Origin of the sequence: Nocardioides zeae, from assembly GCF_030818655.1 — a bacterium.
Lineage (GTDB): Bacteria > Actinomycetota > Actinomycetes > Propionibacteriales > Nocardioidaceae > Nocardioides > Nocardioides zeae_A.
This window is the reverse complement of sequence record NZ_JAUTAN010000001.1, coordinates 3,553,757-3,575,469: the sequence shown is the minus strand read 5'-3', so window position 1 is coordinate 3,575,469 and position 21,713 is coordinate 3,553,757. Positions and strand designations below refer to the sequence as shown.

The following is a 21,713-nucleotide window of genomic DNA, read 5'->3' as shown; positions in this document are numbered from 1 at the left end:
GGGCTAGCGTCGGAATCCCCAGGGCAGCCGCAAACCCCTCTTGGCGTCCTCATGGCAGTTTCGTTGATTCGCGACGACCGTCGCCGTCTATTCGTTACGTTCGGTCCGTAGCGAGAGGGGGGGGCATGCCGGACGTGTGGGACGAGTACGAGCGCTGGAACAAGGCGATCGCCGAGGTGGTGTTTGCTCCGTCGGATGAACCCCGGCCTGTCTACTTGGACCTCGAGGACCATCTGGTAGGCGATGTCTCCTCCAAGGTCGAGGTCGCCCCCAGTGGTGTCCTTCCTGCACTTTGCGCGAGCGTCGGGGCGACGTTGAATCGTGTAGACGGACCCGCGCAGGTCTTCGCCGGTCATGACGTTCGCCTGCGGAGGTGGATTCGCAGTGGTCGCAAGGCGCACCCGCCCATCGTCGGTGTTCTGGCCTGCTTCTCCCTGGCCGCGGCGCAGATGGCCGGCGGCGACGGAATGACGGCCAACAACTACTTCGGTCGACTCCGCCAGGTGGTCAACTGGCGATCTGGTGACTCCTCGCTCGAAGTTGCCTACCGCCGGGTGGCCGAACGCTACTGGAACGAGCTGAACCGGTGGCTAGTGCAAGAAGGGGGAGGCCGAGGGATTCCGACCGCCTACTCGCTGGCGCATCGGTACGTCGGACTGTCCGTCTCCCAAGTTGTCGTCAGAAGCAGTGATCGGGAGAAGTTGAAGGACTTTTTTCATTCCATGGGCTTTGCTCCCGGCAGCCAGGTCGCTCCGGCGGACCTGGTCACTTTGCTCGACGGCTGGATCAGACAGGCGCAATCTCCGGTGAGCGCAAACCTCACGCGTCTCTGGTCGAAGGGTCAAGCCCGGTTGCGCGTCGCCGAGGCGGCCGCGGTGACGCTCGCATCCTGGGATGGCGCAGTCGTCGACCGCCGCGTTAGTGGCACTTCGACGACTGGACGGTTGAACCTGACCCTCGAACTCGGGGGCTTCCCTCGCAAGAGGTTCGGGATCTCAGGACTGTTCTTCGTGCCTCAGCCGCACGTCGGTCGCACCTTTCGCCTCCTCACCGCCGACTCGGGGACTACCATCGATCTCGTCCCCGACATTCCCGGCGCTCTCGGCCTGGCTCCGGGCGCCTTTCTTCACCCTGGCGATGTTCTGTCCGGGGTCCTCAGGTTGCACGACGACCTATCGGGTTTGACGTTGGAACGCAGGCCGCGACGCGTGGTCGCATTTCGCGAGGACGAGCTCTCCCGACGCTGGGTGGAAGTCCACCAGGTCATGCTCGGCGATGACCTACGCCTCCTTGTGGAGGATGGCCTGGCGCCCCGGGTTGCTGAGATCTTGACCGTTGTTGCTAGGCCAGGATGGGAGGCGGTGACGCCCTATCCAGGGCAGCCCGAAGGCTGGACCCTCTTCGTCGGTGTCGAGATCCTAAACCACCCTGGGCCGCTGATTCCGTCGCACAAGATGGACGATCTGTCGGCGCTCGTCCCACTGACTGCGTCCACCCTAAAGGTGTCCGGTGGTTTCGTCATTCCAGGAACCGTTCGTGGGAAGTGGCACGCAGCTCAGCCCCCCGAGATTCGTGCCGTCAGTGATGCTGCGGGTGGCTTCAAAGTTCGTCTCGTCCAGCTAGACCGCTCTTCCGACCAGGCCGAGGAGCGGCATGTGGCTGAGTGGTCCGACGGCGGCACAGGTGTTCTCATCGAGCCACTTGATGGCCTCAACCTCCTCGACGCGGACTACCGGGTTGAACTGGTGCCGAGCGGCCAGAAGGACCCGTCAAGCACCGCGATGATCTACCTGCGATCGGGCGACACTCGGGACGAACGACAGTGGCATCTGGCTGAGTCGATCAACTACGGTCCTGGGATCGGCGCGCTCGGCGTCGCCACCGAGACGGACTCGATGTCAGTCCAGGGTCATGCTGTGTTTGGCTCAACAAACCCGCCACCCGCTCCGCGCGACACCCCTCCACCGGTCCCGTCATGGTCGAAGGACGTCGGCGCAAGACGACGCGATTCCCATCCCGTGCGTGTCACGGTTCCTGATCCCAATTCCTGCATCCGGACGGGCGCGCATCACGAAGATGTCGAGACCATCGAGTACGACTTTAAGGGTCGGCCGACCACGTCGTGGTACTACGGTCGGTGCAGGACGTGCGGCCTCGTCAGACGTTACTCAACGAAGGTCAAGACGCGGCGGCAGGTTCCAGAGCCGGTCCAAGCGCAATTGACAATCTCGGCGCACGACCTCACCGGCCTGAGCAAGAAGAGTCAGCCCGCGGACGACCGCGACTGGGCGGTGGCGTTCGACACCCTGCTGCACCTCGGCGGCGGGCCGTGGGCCACCCTGGAGAAGGTCGCCCTGCAGATCGAGCCAACCGGGCTTTTCGTCGACCATTTCGCGCGAACCCTGGAGGCTCTCGGGCACATCTCCGTGCGTCGCGATAAGAGGACGCTCCGGCCGGATGCATGGGAGGTCAGTCCCACGCAACTGACGGGTTGCGCGACGGGCCGGTTTGCCTTCAATGGGTACTGGCCGCCGGGGCTCTACAACGAGGTCGTGGACGCCATCGAGGCAGACGGGGCGGACACCACGGCCGATGGTCGGGAGCCACCTCAATACTTCGCAACTCAGTTCGGTAGCAAGGCGCAGTCACTCACGGATGAGCACGAGCTGGCCGTCATCCCGGACGCCTGGCGGGCTCTCGCCGGAGCCCTGCCTGCGCTGAGCACGATCCTGAAGCAACTTCCGAGGCAGCAAGCGTCCGCTGACGGCGAGATCTCCTGGTTCGACGTAGTCAATAGCTCGTGGAAGCGCGTTGACAGCTATGAAGCGCGGGGTGCCTACCGCATCCGAAAGTTCGCCACCCTTGATGTCGTCCGGTCCGCCGAGGACGTGGAGCGAGGAACGTTCGCACGGTGTCCGGTTCAACTCGGCAAACATCTTGCCGCACTGATGGACGGCCGGCCGTTGGTCGCATATGACCCCGACCACCAGTTGTTCATGGTGCCCATCGGCGCAGAGCTGCCCGGGCTCTACGGACGGGCATTGACGGCGGCTTCCTGCCTGCCGCCCGTAATCGTCCGGGACACAGGTTCGGTTGGGTACGCGAAAGTCCCGGAGGAACTTGCAAGCCGCATGTTCGATCTACTCACTCGATAGGAGAACATCAGTGCCATCACGAGCCGGCATGCCGGCCCCTGCAGGTGTAGCCGCCGCCATCGAGGAGGCCGTGCTCTCCTACATCGACACTGCTTACTGGCTGCGCGACAGGGGCCTGGCAGCGGAACGTCGCGCACTGCTGTCCGAACCAGGAATGCTGTTCCAGGATCCGCTCCTTGAGCCGGTGCTCCCTTACCCGAACGTGCGCCCTGCCCTCGATGTCTGCCGGACAGTGGGCCTCAACGAGTCCGAGACCGACGTCTTGTTGAAGGGCGTCTTCGGCGACTGGGCTGGTCGCGACATGCTCCTCCGCGAGCATCAGGCCGACGCCCTGACCCTCTCCATGGCCGACAAGTACCCAGTTATCACGTCGGGCACTGGGTCCGGCAAGACGGAGAGCTTCCTGCTCCCGGTTCTCGCGCGGCTGCTGCTCGAAGCTCGATCCTGGAACGGGGTCGAACAGCCGAACGCCTGGTGGGATGCGCGGCCCGAGAGGTGGTCACCGACCCGGACCGAAGCGCGCGACGCAGCAGTCCGAGTGATCGTCCTCTACCCAATGAACGCCCTCGTAGAGGACCAGGTCTCGCGCCTCCGTCGGGCGCTCCGACGGATCGTGAGCCTTGGCGGACCGAATCTGTGGTTCGGCCGGTACACAGGCGCGACCCTGGGAGGCACTGCCATGCCGGAACGCGGACGGCATCGCGGTCTCAGCCGGGTTGCAACGGAAATCAGGGCTATGGTCAGCGAGATCGACGGCGTGAAGGGCCTCGGCGAGGATCTGACATCGCAGATGAGCGATCCGCGTCAGAACGAACTCGTCACACGGTGGGACATGATCCAAACGCCACCAGACATTCTGATCACAAACTACTCGATGCTGAACGTCATGCTAATGCGCGACCTTGAGCAGCCGATCTTCTCCAAGACCCGAGACTGGTTGCGCGCCGACCGGACACGTTCCATCTCACTCGTCGTGGATGAGTTGCATCTCTACCGCGGGACTCAGGGCGCCGAGGTCTCGATGATCGTCCGCGCCCTGTGCGACCGGCTCGGCCTCGAACCCGACTCAGGTCAGTTGAAGATTATCGCCACCAGCGCATCGCTTGACGACGATCGGGCCGAGTATCTCGAGCGGTTCTTCGGAACTAGACGGGATGCGTTCGTGACGGTGCCCGGTCGCCCGCGCAGCGTCTCAGCAGAGCTCCCACTCAATGCAGGCGAGGTCAAGACGAGACTCGAGCGTGGCAGCCTGACGGGCATCGACGAGGCGGTCGCGGTTGCATGCCAGGACAAAGATCCCGCGCTAGGTGTCCGCGCGACGCCTCTCGGAGAGGTGGCACGTCGCCTGTTTGATACCGGCGACCGGGATCTTCTCGCGCAAGTCCTCGACCATCTGGGCTCCGCTCCCGCGGAAGAGCAGATCTCGTTCCGCAGCCACATGATGGTTCGGACCATGCGCGGGCTATGGGCGTGTGTTGATCCCCAGTGTCCAGAGGCGTCTGGTGCCAGTACCGCAATCGGAAAACTCCATCCACGGCCCGCCGGATTCTGCAATTGCGGTGCCCGCGTCCTTGAACTGCTCTACTGCGACCACTGCGGCGACGTCAGTCTCGGCGGCTGGATCGTTGGTGAGGAAGACGGCGGAGTATTTCTCGCGTCAACACCTGCCAGCGACGGCGCCGACAGCGACAAGGTCGTCTTCCGGCGCCCGTCAAGCAGGTACCTCTGGTACCGCCCGGGAACCGTCCCGCCATCCGCGACGTGGAGCCACGGCGGACCGGGCAGCATCGACGTGAAGTTCAACTTCGCCGGCGCGGAGCTGAGCCCGAAACTCGGGTACGTCCGACACGCTCCTGCTGCCGAAGCCACGGGCGTAATCCTTGTACCTGCCGGCGCAGGGGAGTGGTCGCCACCCGCCCTCCCGTCCCGCTGTCCCTCCTGCGGCCACCGCGACATGCAACAGCGCTTCCGCCAAGGCGTCGTGCGCTCACCAATCCGAGCACACACGCAAGGCACCGACCAGGCGGCTCAACTACTTGTTTCGGAAGCAACGCGTGCCGTCTCCGCGAACGAGCGCCCCGACAAGACGATCGTTTTCACTGACAGCCGCGACGACGCGGCCGAGACCGCCATCGGTCTCGCGCAGAACGGTTTTGCCGATCTGTTGAGGCAGCTCCTCCAGAAGACCTTCAATGCCGAGAACGACAACGTTCGAATCCTTCGGGACGGGCCGAAGCCTGGGGCTCTAGGTCCGAGCGAGCTTGTCCGCTGGAGTGCGTTGGGGCAGGAGTTCCCCGATGTCATGAGGGCGTACATGCTCGCCGCTGCGGGCGCAGCGGACGATGCTGCACTAGCCACTATCGACTCATTCGAAGCCCAGAACGCCTTCCTGCACCATGTCTCGCTGCCAGATCTCATCGCCCGTCTGACAGGGGAGCTCGTTGCGCTAGGCGTACCGCCCGGTGGCCAGCGAGCCGTCTTGATGACACTCGAAGGCGGGGAGCCTTGGTATCGAGCGTTCGAACCTCCGATACCCGGCGAATGGGTACCGCTGGCCGCCGGTCCAACCCGCGACCAATACCAACAGCGATTTCGTCGCTACCTGACAATGGCGCTCGGGGACGCACTTCTCGGCGGCCGTGGTCGCGACATCGAGAGCGCCCTCGTGGCCCACCTTGCTCCCCGGCCAACAGGCGACGACCTGTTCGACGCCGTCCTGGCCTCGACCATCCGGCTTTACGGACGCGCGAACCGGTGGACCCCGGGTCATTCCTCTGATGCAGCCACCATGCCTCGCCGCGTGACCGATTTCTTGCGCCGCGCAGCCGCGGCGAACTCGCTCGATAGTGACGAATTAATCGCCCGAGTCGCATCGCATCTCGGTCCCGCGATGGACGGATCGTCACTGGGGCTTGAGAAGGGAGACCTTCCAGTCATCCTCCGCCGTCATGGAAGCCGTGTTTGGGTCTGCTCAACCTGCTCCACTCGCCACCTCCACGAGTCAGCCGGTACATGCGTCCGTGAGTCCTGTGCGGGGAGGCTCGAGGTCAACGAACACAACGTCCTTGCCGAGTTGGACTACTACATCAGGTTGAGTCACCTCGAACCGAGTCGGCTGGCCGTCGCCGAGCTTACTGGGCAAACGAGTCCTGCTTCCGAGGCTCGGGCCAGGCAGCGGAGATTCCGCGGCGCCCTGCTCCCACAGCCGCGGGAGAACGAGCGCACGACCCCGCTCGATGTCCTCAGCGTGACGACGACCATGGAGGTCGGCATCGACATCGGTAGCCTGAGCTCGACCGTGATGGCGAACATGCCCCCGCAGCGATTCAACTATCAGCAACGCGTCGGACGTGCTGGACGTGCAAACCAGCCGTTCTCGTACGCCCTAACCTTGTGTCGCGACCGATCTCACGACGACTACTACTTCGTTGAGTCGCGTCGGATGACTGGGGACGTACCGCCCCAGCCATTCCTGGATACCGGTCGCCCGCTCATTCTGCGCCGCGTGGCCACAGCGGAGGTGCTTCGTCGGGCTTTCAGGGCTCTCGCAACGCCGCCGACTGAGCATTCCTCCGTGCACGGGTCCTTCGGCCAGGTCAGTGACTGGTCAGCGATAAGAGGCGAGATCACTATGTATCTCGCAACGTCACCAGAGGTCGCACCAGTAGTGGAACGGTTGGCTGCCTACACGGGCGTGGCGAGCGGAGATGTCGGTGCCATCAGAGACTGGATTCGCACCAGGCTCGGCAGCGAGATCGACTCCGCGTGCAGCGATCCTCTACTGACACAGGCCGACCTCTCGGAAAGGCTCGCCAACGCAGGAGTACTCCCGATGTTCGGTTTCCCGACGCGCGTTCGCACCCTCCATTACGTGCCAGGAGGCGGACTCGGCCCCGAAGAGGTCTCCGACCGGCAACTTGGACAAGCAGTGTCCATGTTCTCCCCCGGTTCACAAATCACGAAGGACGGCTGGGTGTACACCGCCAACGGCTTCGCGTCCTACTCCAGGACCGGCCGAACCAGCGGCAATCCGCTGGGCCCGTCGACCTTTGTTCGGCGCTGCCAGCAATGCACCTTTACGATCGCGGGCACGGACGGCGAGCCCACCTCCATTTGTCCGGTCTGTGGCGCCGTCCTGGAGCAGACGACCATGCACCAGCCCCTGGGCTTCCGTACAGCAGCACAGCGCGACGATCGAGGGGGCGACGAGGAGGTATCGAGCGCCGCGTCTCGGCCGGTCCTCGGCTGGGCCGAGGAGCCGGCAACGCCTACTCCCGTCGCAGCAATGGATACATGGGTTATGGACCAAGGCAAACTGCTGACGATCAACACCAACGGCGGTCGCCTCTTTCAGACCGAACGTCAGCCTGACGGCAGCCACGTTGTTCGGGACGATCCAACCAAGAGCGGCGGATTTGGGATCGGCGACATCCGAGTGACTGACGCCCTGATGATCGTTCCCGCCCGTCTCCATGTCGAGGACGGTGTCGTGCCGATCCTCGAGAGACAGTCCAGCAGCGGCCGTGCGGCGCTCTACTCGTTCGCGGAGGCCCTCCGGAGGGGAGTGCAAGCGGAGCTCGATGTCGATCCCGCCGAAGTCACTGTCGGTCTCCAACCACGCCGAGCGGGTGATGTGGTCACCGCGGGCATCTACGTGGCGGACCAACTCGAGAACGGTGCGGGCTACGCCTCGGAGCTGGGACGGGGTGATCGACTCGTGCGTGTGGTCTCGCGGATCGCTGATGACCTCGGCTCCATCTGGTCCGCTGCTTCCCACGAGGTTTGCGATTCGTCATGCCCAGACTGTCTTCGCTCGTACGACAACCGTCATCTTCACCCCATGCTGGACTGGCGTCTCGCGCTGGACATCGCTGAACTCGCGCTCGGTCGCCAAGCGTCAGCCAGCCGTTGGGCTCGGATCTCTCGACGTACCGCTAGACGGTTCGCCGACGCATTCAGTGACGCACTGGGCCACATCGAGGTTGGCGAGCAAGGGGGAGTGTCCTTCCTCGCCCATGGTCAACGAGTTGTCGGCCTCGGTCACCCTCTGTGGCGGCGCGATAAGGCTTCTGTTGCTACCCCTCTGGGTGCGTTCGTTGCCTCCATGAGCGGCAACGGGCGGGTCGCGTCGGTCGTTGACGGCCGCCTAGCGGCGGCCTTTCCAGAGCGGATCTTTCGCGAGTTGCAGCCTTGATCGTGCCGGGAGCAGCCACTCGCGGGAAGTCCGCCGATGCAGCCCTGGGTCCGCAGACGCAGGACCCTTGTGTGCGGCGGCGGATGAGGGCGGGCAGCCGACACGGAACTGGGTGAGGATGCAGAGCGTGCGCGGGCTGTCGAACACCGGTTCGAGCTGGTAAGCTTCCCGCATGACTGCTGGGCGCCTGCCGATGGTTGATGCGACCGAGACTGCGGAGCATCCAGCGGATGGAGCTGCCTTCCGTTTTGTCGACCTCTTCGCGGGAGTTGGCGGGTTTCACGCTGCACTGAAGGCGTACGGGGGCGAATGCGTCTACGCGGTGGAGATCGACAAGGCTGCGGCAGCGACGTATGCGCGGAACTGGGGCCACGATCCTCTCGGTGACATCACGAATGACGCTAACGACGACGTCATGAACGTGCCTCCCCACGAGGTGCTCGCAGCCGGCTTCCCGTGCCAGCCCTTCTCCAAGTCGGGCGCTCAGCGCGGCATGGACGAGACCCGCGGCACGCTCTACTGGAACATCCTCCGCATCATCGAGGAGCGCAAGCCCAAGGTCGTCCTGCTCGAGAACGTCCGCAACCTGGCAGGGCCCCGACACTTGCATGAGTGGCAGGTCATCATCGAGACGCTCCGCGCGGAGGGTTACCGCGTGTCGGACACGCCCGCCATCTTCAGTCCGCACCTTCTCCCGCCAGCCCGCGGCGGGCGACCGCAGGTGCGGGAACGAGTTTTCATCACCGCGACGCACGACCCGTCGGGCATCGGTGACGACAGCCTCGACGTCGAGCCCGTGGCTTACCCGGGTGTCGGGATCGACGGGTTCGAGCCGAAGATCGAATGGCATCTCGAAGATCTCCTGGACGACTCGCATAACATCCCCGGGTGCAACCTCACGTCGGCCGAGCGGTCGTGGATCGACGCGTGGGACGAGTGGGTCCAGACCTGGTACGAGCAGACCGAGGGGCGCCGTCCCCCCGGCTTCCCAATCTGGGCGGATGCGTGGACGGACTTGGCTCAGGTGTTGAGGGACTTCGGCGGCGTGCCGGACTACCGCGACCTCATGGACGCTGACCCTCTGCTTCCGCAATGGAAGGCCGGTCACCTCGCAAAGAACTACGCGCTGTACTTCGAGCACCGAGAGTGGATCGATCGGTGGGCCAAGCGGCACAAGATCTACTCGAATGGCTTCCCGGCGAGCCGGCGGAAGCTGGAGTGGCAGGCCCAGGACGCGGCGCGGCTCTGGGACACGGTCATGCACTTCCGTCCCTCGGGGATTCGCGCCAAGCGGCCCACGTATCTTCCCGCGCTGGTCGCAATAACTCAGACATCAATCGTGGGTCCTCGCCAGCGCCGCCTCTCGCCGAGGGAGACCGCACGGCTGCAGGGCTTGCCGGACTGGTATGACTTCGGCGGGCAGAAGGCCTCTGCGACCTACAAGCAGATGGGCAACGGGGTCAACGTCGGCGCCGTTTGGCATGTCCTTCGTGAGCACGTCGCGCGGGACGAGGAGATCCTCAAGAGCACGTCCGCGGGGAGGAAGATCCTGGAGGCAGTCAGCGGCGCTCCACTGTCCCCCGATGAGGTTCTCGCGGCCATGCGTTAGTCGAAGGTCGCCGAGAAGATCAGGAAGTTGTCGATGTTCTTCTTCGCGATCATGACCTTCACGGCCCGGGCAGCACCGTCAGGCTGCTTGCCCTGGTTGAAGTCCGACAGCACCAACCCGAAGTTGGCCGTGTTGACCTCGAGGATCATCATCCGGTGGTACCGCACGGCGGACTTAAAACGCTTCCAGTAGGAGAGCGGGTCGAAGGGCTTGCCGTTGTCGAAGCCGACCGACCGCTTCCACTCGTTCCACTCGATGGTGGCGCGGTGGTCCTCGTTGGCTCGATCATGCCAAGTCTCGTGCTCGTAGATGACGTACCAGAAGCGGTCGTACTGCTCGATGCAGCGCCGGATGTTCTCAGCGTCGTTGCCCGGTGAGACGCTTGCTGTCGAGTTGGACGCCTTGAGATCGCCGTAGTACTCAACCCGATCCCCGTCGGTGAAGACGAGGTCGTAGTCGAAGCCGCCCCGCTTCTTCGCTTTCTGGTACTCGACCAGGTCGCCCAGTCGGTGCTCTCGGATGAACTTCGCCAGGCGGTACTCGAGGTAGAAGCCGGGCCATTCGGCCTGGAACGTGTCCGGCCAGTTGGCCTGGTGCATCTCCTGTACGGCCGTCAACGCCTCCGTGCGCTCGGGGCCAAGGATCTCCAGGTTGAAGCGGTCGAACACCTCGACTCGCGGGTGCCTCTCCTCGGTCCGGCCCTCGAGGTAGGACGCCAGCTCATCGGCTCGCACGCTGGTCAGGCGGTTACCGCCGTTGTCCTCGCGCGAGAATACGCCGAGGGTCTGGGCTTGAAAGAGGTCGTTGGTCCAGACATGGGCCGCCGAGTTGTTCGCCTTGCGCAGGACGTAGGTACTTGGGTCGAAGTCGACGAAGATCGCGACGCCCCGGTAGTGATAGATCCCCACGAACCGTGGGACGAGGCTGTCCTCGACAGCCCGAGCATGGACGGCCACCCATTTGTTCGGGATCTGGATCCGCTTCTTAAAGCTCTCCCACGGAGTGCCGAGGTAGGTGACCTGCGCTCGCATGATGATGTTGGCGCGGTACCGGACGATGCGCGCACCGGCGAAGACCTCCGCTGTCGCCCCTGGCAATGCCGCCAGGAGCAAGTCGTCCTTCTGGCGCTCCGTCAGCGTGGTGTCGACATCAGCGAGGAGCTCGCCGCGCGGGCCGATCTGGTCGACGACAACGTTGCCCATGGGTTCTTCGTACCAGTGCGTAAACGACCGCGACAGCGAATCGGGGCAGTTGGCCCTAGTTCGGGTGGCGCCGTAGGTGCTGCTGCTCGAGCCGGGCCATGTAGTTGACCTGTACCAGGTCTCCGGCCGCGGCCACAGGCTCATGCTCCCAGATGCGCAGCACTCGCCAACCTGCTTCGCCGAGCTCGCGATCGGTGTCGCGGTCCCGCTCGCGGTTGCGCTCCACCTTCCAGCGCCACCACTCCGCGTTGCTCTTCGGCGCGTGGTGGTGCTCGGGACACCCGTGCCAGAAGCACCCGTCGACGTACACAGCCAGCTTTGCCTTCGTGAAGGCGATGTCGATCGTCCGGCGGTTGTTACCGGGCACCTTCATCTGCACGCGGAAACGCATACCTCTGCGGTGCAGCTCTCGGCGGAGCGCCATCTCTGGTTTCGTGTCCCGCCGCGCCAGGGTGGACATCTTGCGGCTCAGCGCACCACCCGGGCTCTTGCGCTTGGGCTCCTCCGTCGGGACGGGCGCGTCACTGGACACGACACCAGCAAAGCAGAACCGGGTCGCCGGGAACATGCGGTGCACACAGTGGTGGCAAACCGCAGGGATCACTCCACCAACCGCCGCAACGCCCCGCCCAGCTCCGCGACCACGACCTCCCCCGCCCGCCCATCGGTGATCGCCACCAGACACAACGCCCGCACACACCGCGCCAGCCACTCATCGCTCAAGTCAGAAACCAGCTCCCCCGCCCCCCGCCGATCAGCCAAGAACGACGCGATCGGCTCATCCGGCACCACCAACCGCGCCAGGTCCTCGATCGAATGAGGCTGGCTCACGAGCACGTGGCGATACGCCTCGGCCACGGCCACGACCTCCCCCGCGAGGCGGTCGAGCGCGGCGTACAGGGGTAGGTCGGCGAGGCTGTCGAGGAGCTGCGGCAGCAGCGTGTCGGCGATGGAGCGGGTGAGGGCGTCGAGGACGGCGTCGGTGCCGCTGAAGTGGCGGTAGAACGTCGCCCGCGTCAGGCCCGCCTCCCGGGCGAGGCCGCTGACGCTCAGGCCCTCGCCCGTCAGCAGCAGCCGTTCGGCGGCCGCCAGGATCGCGTCGCGGCTCCGTCGTCCGTCGGCACGCTGGGCCTCCGGACGACTCATGACGCGAGCCTATCGACCGAGAACTCTTGACGAACAAGTGAGACAGGTGTCAGGTTTCCGGTGCACACGCGTGCTCCGAACCCTCCCTCTCGGAAGGCCCTCCCATGCCTGCTCTGTCCCGTCGCGCCCTCATCGGTGGCGCCACCGCCGCTGCTGCCGTCGCCGGTCTCGCCCGGCCCGCCTGGGCCACGGTCCCCGTCCGCCGCGACCGCCGCCGTGTCGTCATCATCGGCTCGGGCTTCGGTGGCGCGGTCGCCGCGCTCCGGCTCACGCAGGCCGGCGTACCCGTCACCCTCCTCGAGCAGGGCCGCCGCTGGCCGACCGCCCCGGGCAGCGACACCTTCCCGACGGTGTCCACGCTCGACGAGCGGGCGCTCTTCTACGGCTCGGCCCCCGAGCTGTTCGGCCGGCCGCTCAGCCCCGCGCCGTACGTCGGCCTCTTCAACGCCACCCCCAGCCCGACGATGACGGTGATGAGCGGGGTGGGGTACGGCGGCGGCTCGCTCACCTACCAGGGCATGAGCCTCGTGCCGGACCGTGCCGTGTTCGAGCACGAGTTCCCGGCGGGGCTGGACTACGACGAGCTCGCGACCGAGCACTACGCGGAGGTCGCCCGCATGCTCCGCCTGGCCACCGCGCCCGATGAGCTCATCGCCTCCGCGCCGTACCGCGCCGCCCGCACCTTCCGCGACCGCGCCCTCGCCGCCGGCCAGAGCGTCGAGAAGATCCCGATGCCCATCGACTGGAGCTTCGCGCTGCGCGAGCTGCGCGGTGAGCTGCCGCCGTCGTTCACCAACGGCGACTGCGCGTTCGGCGCCAACAACGGCGGCAAGCACAGCCTCGACGTCACGTACCTCAAGGCCGCCGAGGAGACGGGCCTGCTCGAGGTGCGGCTCCTCCACCGCGTCACCGACGTCGCGCGGACCGCCGCGGGGGAGTGGGAGGTGACCGCCGCGCGTACCGACCTCCGCGGCACCCGCCAGGAGACCGTCGTGCTCACCGCGTCCACGCTCGTCATGGGCGCCGGCAGCGTCGGCACGACGAAGATGCTCGTGCGCGCCGCCGCGACCGGCGCGATCCCCGACCTCCCCGACGCCGTGGGCCGCGGCTGGGGCACCAACGCCGACCGGATCTACGTGTGGTCGGACCCGCTGCGCGGGTTCGGTACGCCGCAGGGCGGCCCCGTCGTCTTCGGCAGCAAGGACTGGGCGGACCCGGCACGCGCCACCACGGTCATCCAGGCGTCGATCCCGCCCATCGGCATCGCCGGGCTCGACCTCGACCCGCGCAGCACGATGATGGTCGGCTACGGGGTGAGCGCCGCGCGCGGGCACTTCGCCTACGACGGTCTCACCGACTCCGCCAACCTCCGCTGGCTTCCGGAGGGCGACCACGCGGTGCAGTACGGCGCGATCGCCCCCCGCGCGCACAAGATCGCCGGTTTGGGCTCGGTGCTCGTGGACACCAACGCGCTCGTGCCCTCGACGTGGCACCCGCTCGGCGGCGTCAACATGGGCGAGGCCTGTGACCTGGAGGGGCGGGTGCTGGGGCAGAAGGGGCTGTACGTGCTCGACGGTGCGCTGCTGCCGGGGACGGCTGCTGCGTGCAACCCCTCGATGACCATCGCGGCCGTCGCCGAGCGGGCGATGAAGCGGATCGTGCGGGACGACGTGGGGGCGGTCATCTGACGGCGGTCGCGACGCGTCTGGATCCACGATGCCGCGCTGCGTTCGACTACGTGGAGGGTGTGAAGACCGCTGGCGCGTCGCCACGCATCGGCGATGATGGCCCTCGGCCGTGGCAGCTCCGGGGGCGCTGTCGGTGGGCCGTGGTAGTTCTTCGTGCTGACGGAGGGAGTGGCATGAGCACGCAGTTCGAGTTCCACCTCACGGGAGCCGACGCGCCCCACGGCGAGCTCGAGGCCGATCAGCTGCTCGCGATCGTCGCCGGTCTCAAAGCAGTTGCGACGAAGATCGGCCGGGTCGAGACAGACGCGGAGGCCCTCGGACGTGTCCCCCAGCGGACGCAGCGGGTGGCCAAGCTGCTCATCGGCCTCCAGCCGGGCAGCACCCGTGTCCTCGCCCGCCGCGCGGGACCTGGCGACGGCAGCCTCGATTTCGACCTTGCCGAGGAGCGGGCATTCGATGAAAGGTTCGCCGACCTCGTGGAGGCCATCGCCATCGACGAGCGACCCAGCTGGGTCGGTGACTCTCTGTCGCGGGCTGCGGCCGATCTCACCGGCGCGCTCCGCAACGCCGCACCTCGCGTCGAGTTCAAGGTTGACGGCACGGTGCGACGGACGTTCAGCACGTCAACGACCCACCGCGAGACGTGGTCCGTCGAAGGTCGGCACGACGGCGACCAGGTGACGTTCGTCGGCCAACTGTTCGCGGTGAACCTTCGTTCGCATCGGCTCCAGGTCCAGGACGACGTCGGGCATCAGATCGCGCTCCCACAGGTGGCCGACGACAAGACCGCCGCCAGCCTGATCGGCACTCACGTGGTCGTGACCGGCACGCCCGAGCGCGACGCCGACGGCACGCTCACCCACCTCCACGACGCCATCATCGTGACCGCGCCTGATCCGCTGTCGGGTTCCGGGGTGCCGGCCTCGGTGCCCCTCGACGACATCCTCGCGAGCGCCCCCGGCCTCGAACCGGGTGGGATAGAGGGGCTCACCGACGACGAGTTCGACGCGTTCTTCGCTGCCATGGACCTCTGACTGATGCCGGACGAGGCTTCACGGGACGAATCAGTTGCCGGGGTCGTCATCGACACCGACGTATACAGCGCTTTGTACACCGACCCTGAGCGCGCCTCACGACGCGGAATGGCCGTCGAACAGTGGCGAGAGGTGCTGCAAGGAACACAGGTCCTCATCTCCTTCCAGACCCGCGCGGAGGTGATGGCTGGGATGCAGATCGGGAACTGGGGCGAGTCGAGGAAGGTGGCTGCCATGGCCAAGCTGGACAGTGCCCCGACCATCCCGGCTGACATTGACGTCATTCGCTCCTATGCCGACCTGACCGCCGCGTGCCGGCTCATCGGTCACGCCCTGCAGGCCAAGATCCACTCCGCCGACCGGTGGGTCGCGGCCAGTGCGTTGGCGAAGGGCCTGCCGCTGTTGAGCGGCGACCGCGTCTATCGCGACACGCCCGGATTGCGTCTTCTCGGCTGAATCACACGCAGTCCTCCTGCGTTCCCGACACCGAGGCCGCCGCGGCAGCGGCGCGGGGAGAACCGCGGGGTGGGCAGCGGCAGCGACGTCCATACGCATGCAGAGTCATGGCCGTCCCCGGCCTCTCGTCTGCTGGGGATGCAGTGCCCTCGGCGACCGGCGCCGCTCTGACAGCTGGCGGCGTGGTGAGTCGGCAATCTTCGCTCGCACGTCCCCGTGGGGCTGGTCCAGACGCAGGAGCGGTGCGCAAGGTCATCAGCACACCGGCGGTCTCCCGGCGAGCCGCCCGAGGGCTGGGTGAGCCCGGCCGCCGAGCGCGCCCCGCAGCGAGCGCGCTCGGCGACGGTCATCTGAGGGATCAGCTGCCGAGGATGACCTCCCAGCTGCCGGTGTGCACGTGCTCGACCGTGCCGTCGGTGCCGACGCGCACCGTCACCAGCGTGTCGGCGGCGTCGGTGAGCTGCGCGAGCACGTGGTCGTCGTCCTCCCATGCAGTGTCGGCGACCCACCAGCCGTCGGCGGGCTCGAACTCGGTGACCGGCTCGCCCGTGGCGCTGTCGAGGAAGGCGAGCGTGCCGGAGCCGGCACCGTCGCGGTAGGCGTCGTCGCCGAGCACCAGGCTGCCGTCGGGCGAGAACGACAGCACGCCGTAGTCCTGCTGGCCCCAGACGTCGGCGTTGTCCTCGTCGGTGATGCCCCACCACAGCTTCTCGGGCTCGACCTCCTCGTCGCGGTAGACCAGGCCGAGCAGCTGATCGTTGCCGGCGGTCTCGCGGGCGTCGACGAGGATCTGGGGCGTCCACATCCACCGCGGCGCCTGGCCGGGGGAGAGCCGGTGGCTCACGTCGCCGTTCGAGACGTAGACCCGGCAGTCACCCTCGGCGCAGGAGGTGCCGGTGACCGCGCCGATGCGCCGGGTGTCCCCGACGGGGTCGGCCGCCGGGAGGTCGAGGCGGGTCCAGGTCGGGCGGCCGGCCTCGATCACGGCGACCTGACCGCGCTGCAGCACGGCGACCCTCTCGTGGGCGTCGTCCGCCACCAGGTTGCCGTCGGAGGCGCGACCGAGGCCGGTCCAGCCGAGCTGGGTGCCGCTCCGGTCGAAGATCGAGAGGCGCGGCGCCCAGGCCGCGACGGAGGAGTCGTGCCGGGTCACGGCGACGCGGTCACCGATCGCCGCGACGTCGATGACCGTGTCGAAGCCGTCGTCCGGGAGCACGAACGACGTGCCGTCCTCGAGGTGGATCGTGGTGCCGTCGGCCCACACGATGCCGGGGGCGGCGCCCTGCGGGGCGTCGGGGTCGATGGTGATCGGACCGGCGTCGTACGACGGCGTGCTCGCGCCCGGCGCGACGTCGGCGCTGGCGCCGAGGGTCGTGCCGCCGACGGCCAGGGTGCCGAGGGTGAGGGCGACGAGGGTGGGGACGAGACGTGCGCGCATGACGGTTCTCCTGTGCAGAGGTGGGAGGTCGACGGCCCCGGTGCGGGCGCGGCGACGAGGCTGCGACGGGGAACCGTCGTGCCCGAGATCGTTCTGACAGGAGGACGCGGCGGGGGTCCGGTCGGTTGCACGAGGATCGGGATCCACCACGATGGAGCCATGACGAACCAGCCCTGGACCACCGGCCGCTGGACGCACGCCCCGGTCGCGGCCGCTCCCGACGGCGACGACCTCGTCGTGACGGCGGCGGAGGGGTCGGACGCGTGGCGCCGCACGTCGTACGGCTTCGTCCACGACTCCGCGCACGCGCTGGTGGCGCCGTTCGCGGTGGGTACGGCGGTGGAGGCGACCTTCACGGCCGACCTGCCCGAGCAGTTCGACCAGGCGGGCGTGTTCGTCGCCGTCGACGAGGAGACCTGGGTGAAGGCCGGGCTGGAGCGCTCCGACGGGCGGCTTCAGCTCGGCGCGGTCGTGACGCACGGGTGGTCGGACTGGTCCGTCGCGCCCGTCGACGACTGGGCGGGGCGGCGCGTCACCGTGCGGGTCAGCCGGTCCGAGGACGCGCTCATCGTGCGGGCGGGTCCGGAGGGCAAGGATCGGCAGTTCGTCAGGGTGACGCCCCTCGACGGGGCGCGCCCCGCGGAGGCGGGGCCGTACCTCTGCTCACCGACCCGTGCGGGGCTCGCCGTGCGGTTCCACGCCTGGGGGGTGACCGAGGCCGACGGGGGCCTGCACTGAGATGAGGCTCAGGCGGGCGACACCGTGTCCGCCTCGACCGGCAGCCGTCCTCGCGCGCCGGCGCCGGTGACGGAGCACGACGCGCCCGCGGCCGCCGCACGGACGGCGGCGACGAGCTCGACCCCGCGGGCGAGCCCGACGGCGAGGACCCCGCAGAAGCAGTCGCCGGCGCCCGTCGTGTCGACCGGTCGCACCACCGGGGCGACGACGTGCTCGACCCGCTCGCCGTCGACGACGAGCGCGCCGTCCCCGCCCAGGGTGACGACGAGGGTGCCGGAGAACGGCAGCGCCCGGACCTGCTCGACGACCGCGTCCACGTCGGTGGCCTCCGGGCGGTCGAGCATCGCCGCCAGCTCACCCCGGTTGGGCACCAGGACGTCGGCGTGGGCGAGCAACGCGTCGCGCTCGTCGGCCGTCGGCGGGGGCGCGGGGTTGAGCACGACCGTCCCGCGCGCGTGCGCGGCGGCGGCGACGACGGTCGCGGTCGGCACCTCGAGCTGCAGCAGCACGACCGCCGCGTCCCGGACGGCGTCGGTCGCGACGTCGTCGACGCCCAGCTCGGCGTTGGCTCCCGGGTCCACCACGATGAGGTTCTGGCGCTCCGCGTCGAGCGCGACCGTCGCGTGGCCCGTCGCGACGCCGGGCACGCGGCGTACTCCCGCGACGTCCACGCCGCGCTCCCGCAGGTCGTCGAGCGAGAGGTCGGCACCGCTGTCCTCGCCGACGGCGCCGACCATCGCCACCGCGCCGGGCGCCCCGGCGAAGGTCGCGGCGGCCGCCGCCTGGTTGGCGCCCTTGCCGCCGGGCCCGATGCGCGACCGCGTCGTGCCGATGACCGTGGCACCCGGCTCGGGCAGGCGGGCGACGTCGACGACCCGGTCGACGTTGAGGCTGCCGACGACCGTGACCAGCGGGACCGAGGGCGGGGCGGACGTGGTCACTGGGTGCTCCTCGAGCTGCTGGATCGGACGACGAGGCGGGGCAGCAGCGCCTCGTGGACGGGGACACGGTCGTCGCCACCACCGCGGAGGTCCTCGACGAGGGCGACCGCGCGGGCGCTGATCTCGGCGAGCGGTTGCCGGACCGTGGTCAGCGAGAGCCGCGGGTGCGAGCTGAGGGGGATGTCGTCGTACCCGGTCACCAGCGCGTCCTCCGGCACCGCGACACCGCGCGCGTCGAGCTCCTGCAGGACACCGAGGGCGATGACGTCGGCCGCGCAGACCACCGCCTCGGGGAGCGTCCGGTCGGCGAGCCGACGGGCGGCCTCCACCCCCCACTCCACGCTGAACTGCCCGAGCAGCTCGTCGCCGCCGACGAGCTCGATGCCCCGGCCGGCCGCGTGCTCGCGCACGGCGTCGTAGCGCTTGATGGAGGAGGAGTCGAGGGGCTGCGCCCCGACGTACGCCGCGGTGCGCACGCCCTGCTCGACCAGGTGGTCGACGACGAGGCGCATGCCCTCGGACTCGTCGGTCCCGACCCAGTCCGAGTCCACGTCGGCGGCGACCTGGTCGAGCATGACGAGCGGGACCGAGGCGGCCGCCTCACGGAGCACCTCGCCGCTCGCCTCGTGGTCGACCGGCGTGACCACGAGCACCTCGACCTGGCTCCGCTGCAGCGAGCGGACGCGGTCGCGCTCGATCGCGACGTCACCCGCGGAGCTGCACACGTGGAGGGACAGGCCCAGGTCGCGGAGCCCGCGCTCCACCTGGTCGACGAGGGCCGTGAAGAAGGGGTTGGTCAGGTCGGGGACCACGATCCCGACCGACGAGGTGCGGTCGCTGCGCAGGGCGCGCGCCGCGGGGTTGACCGAGTAGTCGAGCTGCGCCGCCGCGTCGAGCACCCGCTCCCGGAGCTGGGGACTCACCGGCACGTTCCCCGTGAGCACCCGCGAGACGGTCGCGGTGGAGACCCCCGCGAGCTTCGCGACGTCGCCGATCCTTGCTCGGCCAGCCATGTGGTTCCTCTCCCAGGGGCGGTCCCGCGGGCCCTCCCCACCTCGTCGAGGAGAAGTAACACCGTGGAAACGAGGCGCGGTTACGCTCGCTGCAATCGATTACAGGAGTCGATTACACCAGAGATCGACGGACAGTGAAAGGAGGGACGAGATGGAGCAGTCGGACCCCCGCCCCCTGCTGGAAGCCCGTGGCATCGTGAAGCGCTACGGGAGCGTCGAGGCCCTGGGCGGCGCGGACTTCACCGTCCGTCACGGCGAGGTGGTCTCGCTGATCGGCGACAACGGCGCCGGAAAGTCCACCATGGTGAAGATCCTCTCGGGTGCGGTGCAGCACGACGAGGGCGACCTGCTGCTCGACGGAGTCGCGATCATGCCGAAGAGCCCGGTCGACGTCCAGCGCCTCGGTATCGAGACGGTCTACCAGGACCTCGCGGTCGCTCCGGAGCTCTCGGCGGCGGCCAACCTCTTCCTCGGCCGCGAGCTGCTCAAGACGGGCCCCTCCCGGCTGCTCGGCGCGCTCGACGAGAAGCGGATGCTGCGGGAGGCGGTCGAGCACTTCACCCGGCTCGGCGTGCGCCTGCGCGACCCGCGGACCGCCGTCGCCAACCTGTCGGGCGGCCAGCGGCAGAGCGTCGCCGTGGCGCGGGCCGCCGTGTGGGCCACCAAGCTGATCATCCTCGACGAACCCACCGCGGCGCTCGGTGTCGAGCAGACGCGACGCGTCCTCGACCTCGTCCGCCGGGTGCGGGACTCCGGCATCTCGGTCGTGCTGATCAGCCACAACATGCCCGACGTGCTGGCCGTGAGCGACCGCATCGAGGTGCTCCGGCTCGGGCGTCGCGTCGCCCAGTTCACCTCCGGCAACGTGCGCAGCGACGACCTCATCGCGGCGATGACGGGTGCCCTGACCCTCGAGGACGTCCGGTGACGACCCCCACCCCCACGACCACGCCCACCACCACGTCGACCCCGTCGACGACGCCCCCGGAGACCGGTGCCCCGACGCGGGGCGGGCGGCTCGGCGGCATCGTCCGCTCGCTGCTCGGCCAGAACAGCATCTGGATCCTGCTGGCCTTCATCCTCATCGCCGTCGTCTTCTCGGTGCTGGACCCGCGGGCGTTCCCGACGCAGTTCAACTGGACCAACATCGCGATCAACGCCTCGATCCTGCTCATCCTGGCCACCGGGCAGACCTTCGTCATCGCGACGAGCGGCATCGACCTGTCGGTCGGCTCCGTCCTCGTGTTCTCCTCGGTGGTCGCGACGAAGACGATGGTCGAGCTCGGCGAGCGCGCCGGCGACCCCAGCAGCCTCGGCGCCATCCTGGTCGGCCTGGCCGCGGGCCTCCTCGCGGGTCTGGCCTGGGGCGTGCTCAACGGCGCGCTCGTCGCCGTCGCCAAGGTGCCGCCGCTCATCGTCACCCTCGGCTCGATGGGCATGGCGATGGGCTTCGCCCAGATCATCACGGGCGGCAACGACGTGCGCGGGGTGCCGATCGACCTCATCACGACGGTGGGCTCCGGCCGGCTCTTCGACACGATCCCCTACCTGGTGCTGATCGCGCTGGCGGTGGCGCTGCTCGCCGGCTACGTGCTCAACCGCACCCGGTTCGGCCGCTTCACGCTCGCCATCGGCTCCGACGAGGAGGCCTCGCGACGCAACGGCCTGCCCGTGCGGCGCCACATCATCAAGGTCTACGGGCTGGCCGGTCTCCTGGCGGGCCTCGCGGGGTTCCTGTCCGTGGCCCGGTTCGGCGCCACCACCATCAACGGCCACGCGACCGCCAACCTCGACACGATCGCGGCGGTCGTGCTCGGCGGCACCAGCCTCTTCGGCGGCCTGGCGTCGGTCTTCGGCACCACGGTCGGCGTCTTCATCCCGACCGTGCTCAAGAACGGCTTCACCATCATCGGCGTCCAGCCCTTCTGGCAGAACGTCGCCGTCGGCGCCGTGCTGATCGCCGCCGTCTACTACGACCAGCAGCGCCGCCGCTCGCGCTCGCACCGCTGAGCGAGCCGTGTCCGTGCCCGTGTCCGCGCGACGAGAGGAGCAGGTCGTGGTGCCACCCGAGGAGCAGCCCGCCGTCGACGCCGCCGTCC

Annotated in this window: 15 protein-coding genes; 9 read left to right on the top strand and 6 right to left on the bottom strand. The window is 68.1% G+C overall.

All coding sequences use genetic code 11. The annotated features are described in order from the left end of the window. Nucleotides 1–125: 125 nt before the first annotated feature. The 3 genes from QE405_RS16945 to QE405_RS16935 all read left to right on the top strand — a co-directional run bounded on the left by QE405_RS16945 (nt 126) and on the right by QE405_RS16935 (nt 9,958). The gene (locus tag QE405_RS16945) at nt 126–3,155 is read left to right on the top strand and encodes a hypothetical protein (RefSeq protein ID WP_307202890.1); all 3,030 of its coding nucleotides are present in this window, start codon (nt 126–128) and stop codon (nt 3,153–3,155) included. Between the two features lie 70 nt (nt 3,156–3,225). Further along, nucleotides 3,226–8,349, top strand: a complete 5,124-nt coding sequence (locus QE405_RS16940) for a DEAD/DEAH box helicase (protein WP_307202888.1) — start codon at nt 3,226–3,228, stop codon at nt 8,347–8,349. 172 nt (nt 8,350–8,521) lie between these two features. After that, nucleotides 8,522–9,958, top strand: a complete 1,437-nt coding sequence (locus QE405_RS16935; protein ID WP_307202886.1) for a DNA cytosine methyltransferase — start codon at nt 8,522–8,524, stop codon at nt 9,956–9,958. Here the strand turns inward: QE405_RS16935 and QE405_RS16930 are convergent. From QE405_RS16930 to QE405_RS16920, 3 genes are read right to left on the bottom strand one after another with little or no spacing between them, the layout of a single operon-like run. After that, entirely contained in the window at nt 9,955–11,160 is a 1,206-nt protein-coding gene (locus tag QE405_RS16930; protein ID WP_307202885.1) for a hypothetical protein, read from the bottom strand. The two genes, QE405_RS16935 and QE405_RS16930, sit on opposite strands and share 4 nt — an antisense overlap. Nucleotides 11,161–11,215: 55 nt before the next feature. Continuing rightward, nucleotides 11,216–11,728: a very short patch repair endonuclease gene (locus QE405_RS16925; protein WP_307202883.1), complete on the bottom strand. Its 513-nt coding sequence runs from the start codon at nt 11,726–11,728 to the stop codon at nt 11,216–11,218. Between the two features lie 32 nt (nt 11,729–11,760). Then, complete coding sequence (locus QE405_RS16920) at nt 11,761–12,306, bottom strand: TetR/AcrR family transcriptional regulator (protein ID WP_307202881.1); 546 nt, start codon at nt 12,304–12,306, stop codon at nt 11,761–11,763. Nucleotides 12,307–12,410: 104 nt separating this feature from the next. Here QE405_RS16920 and QE405_RS16915 point away from each other — a divergent pair, with 104 nt between their 5' ends. From QE405_RS16915 to QE405_RS16905, 3 genes are all read left to right on the top strand, one after another. Beyond that, nucleotides 12,411–13,994: a GMC oxidoreductase gene (locus QE405_RS16915; protein WP_307202878.1), complete on the top strand. Its 1,584-nt coding sequence runs from the start codon at nt 12,411–12,413 to the stop codon at nt 13,992–13,994. 173 nt (nt 13,995–14,167) lie between these two features. After that, nucleotides 14,168–15,028, top strand: a complete 861-nt coding sequence (locus QE405_RS16910) for a hypothetical protein (protein ID WP_307202876.1) — start codon at nt 14,168–14,170, stop codon at nt 15,026–15,028. A gap of 3 nt (nt 15,029–15,031) precedes the next feature. Continuing rightward, the gene (locus tag QE405_RS16905) at nt 15,032–15,484 is read left to right on the top strand and encodes a PIN domain-containing protein (RefSeq protein ID WP_307202874.1); all 453 of its coding nucleotides are present in this window, start codon (nt 15,032–15,034) and stop codon (nt 15,482–15,484) included. 358 nt (nt 15,485–15,842) lie between these two features. Here QE405_RS16905 and QE405_RS16900 read toward each other — a convergent pair whose 3' ends face one another. Beyond that, entirely contained in the window at nt 15,843–16,922 is a 1,080-nt protein-coding gene (locus QE405_RS16900; RefSeq protein ID WP_307202872.1) for a hypothetical protein, read from the bottom strand. A gap of 159 nt (nt 16,923–17,081) precedes the next feature. On the opposite strand from QE405_RS16900, the gene QE405_RS16895 reads away from it, so the two are divergent. Then, complete coding sequence (locus QE405_RS16895; protein WP_307202871.1) at nt 17,082–17,660, top strand: DUF1349 domain-containing protein; 579 nt, start codon at nt 17,082–17,084, stop codon at nt 17,658–17,660. An 8-nt stretch (nt 17,661–17,668) separates the two neighbouring features. Here the strand turns inward: QE405_RS16895 and QE405_RS16890 are convergent, their stop codons facing one another. Continuing rightward, a complete protein-coding gene (locus QE405_RS16890) occupies nt 17,669–18,601 on the bottom strand; it encodes a PfkB family carbohydrate kinase (protein WP_307202869.1) in 933 nt (310 codons plus the stop codon). Beyond that, the gene (locus QE405_RS16885; RefSeq protein ID WP_307202867.1) at nt 18,598–19,614 is read right to left on the bottom strand and encodes a LacI family DNA-binding transcriptional regulator; all 1,017 of its coding nucleotides are present in this window, start codon (nt 19,612–19,614) and stop codon (nt 18,598–18,600) included. Before QE405_RS16885 ends, QE405_RS16890 begins: the two co-directional genes overlap by 4 nt. 151 nt (nt 19,615–19,765) lie before the next feature. Here QE405_RS16885 and QE405_RS16880 point away from each other — a divergent pair, with 151 nt between their 5' ends. Continuing rightward, nucleotides 19,766–20,542, top strand: a complete 777-nt coding sequence (locus QE405_RS16880; RefSeq protein ID WP_307202865.1) for an ATP-binding cassette domain-containing protein — start codon at nt 19,766–19,768, stop codon at nt 20,540–20,542. Next, on the top strand, nt 20,539–21,624 hold the full coding sequence (locus tag QE405_RS16875) for an ABC transporter permease (protein WP_307202863.1): 1,086 nt from the start codon (nt 20,539–20,541) through the stop codon (nt 21,622–21,624). Before QE405_RS16880 ends, QE405_RS16875 begins: the two co-directional genes overlap by 4 nt. Nucleotides 21,625–21,713: the final 89 nt, after the last annotated feature.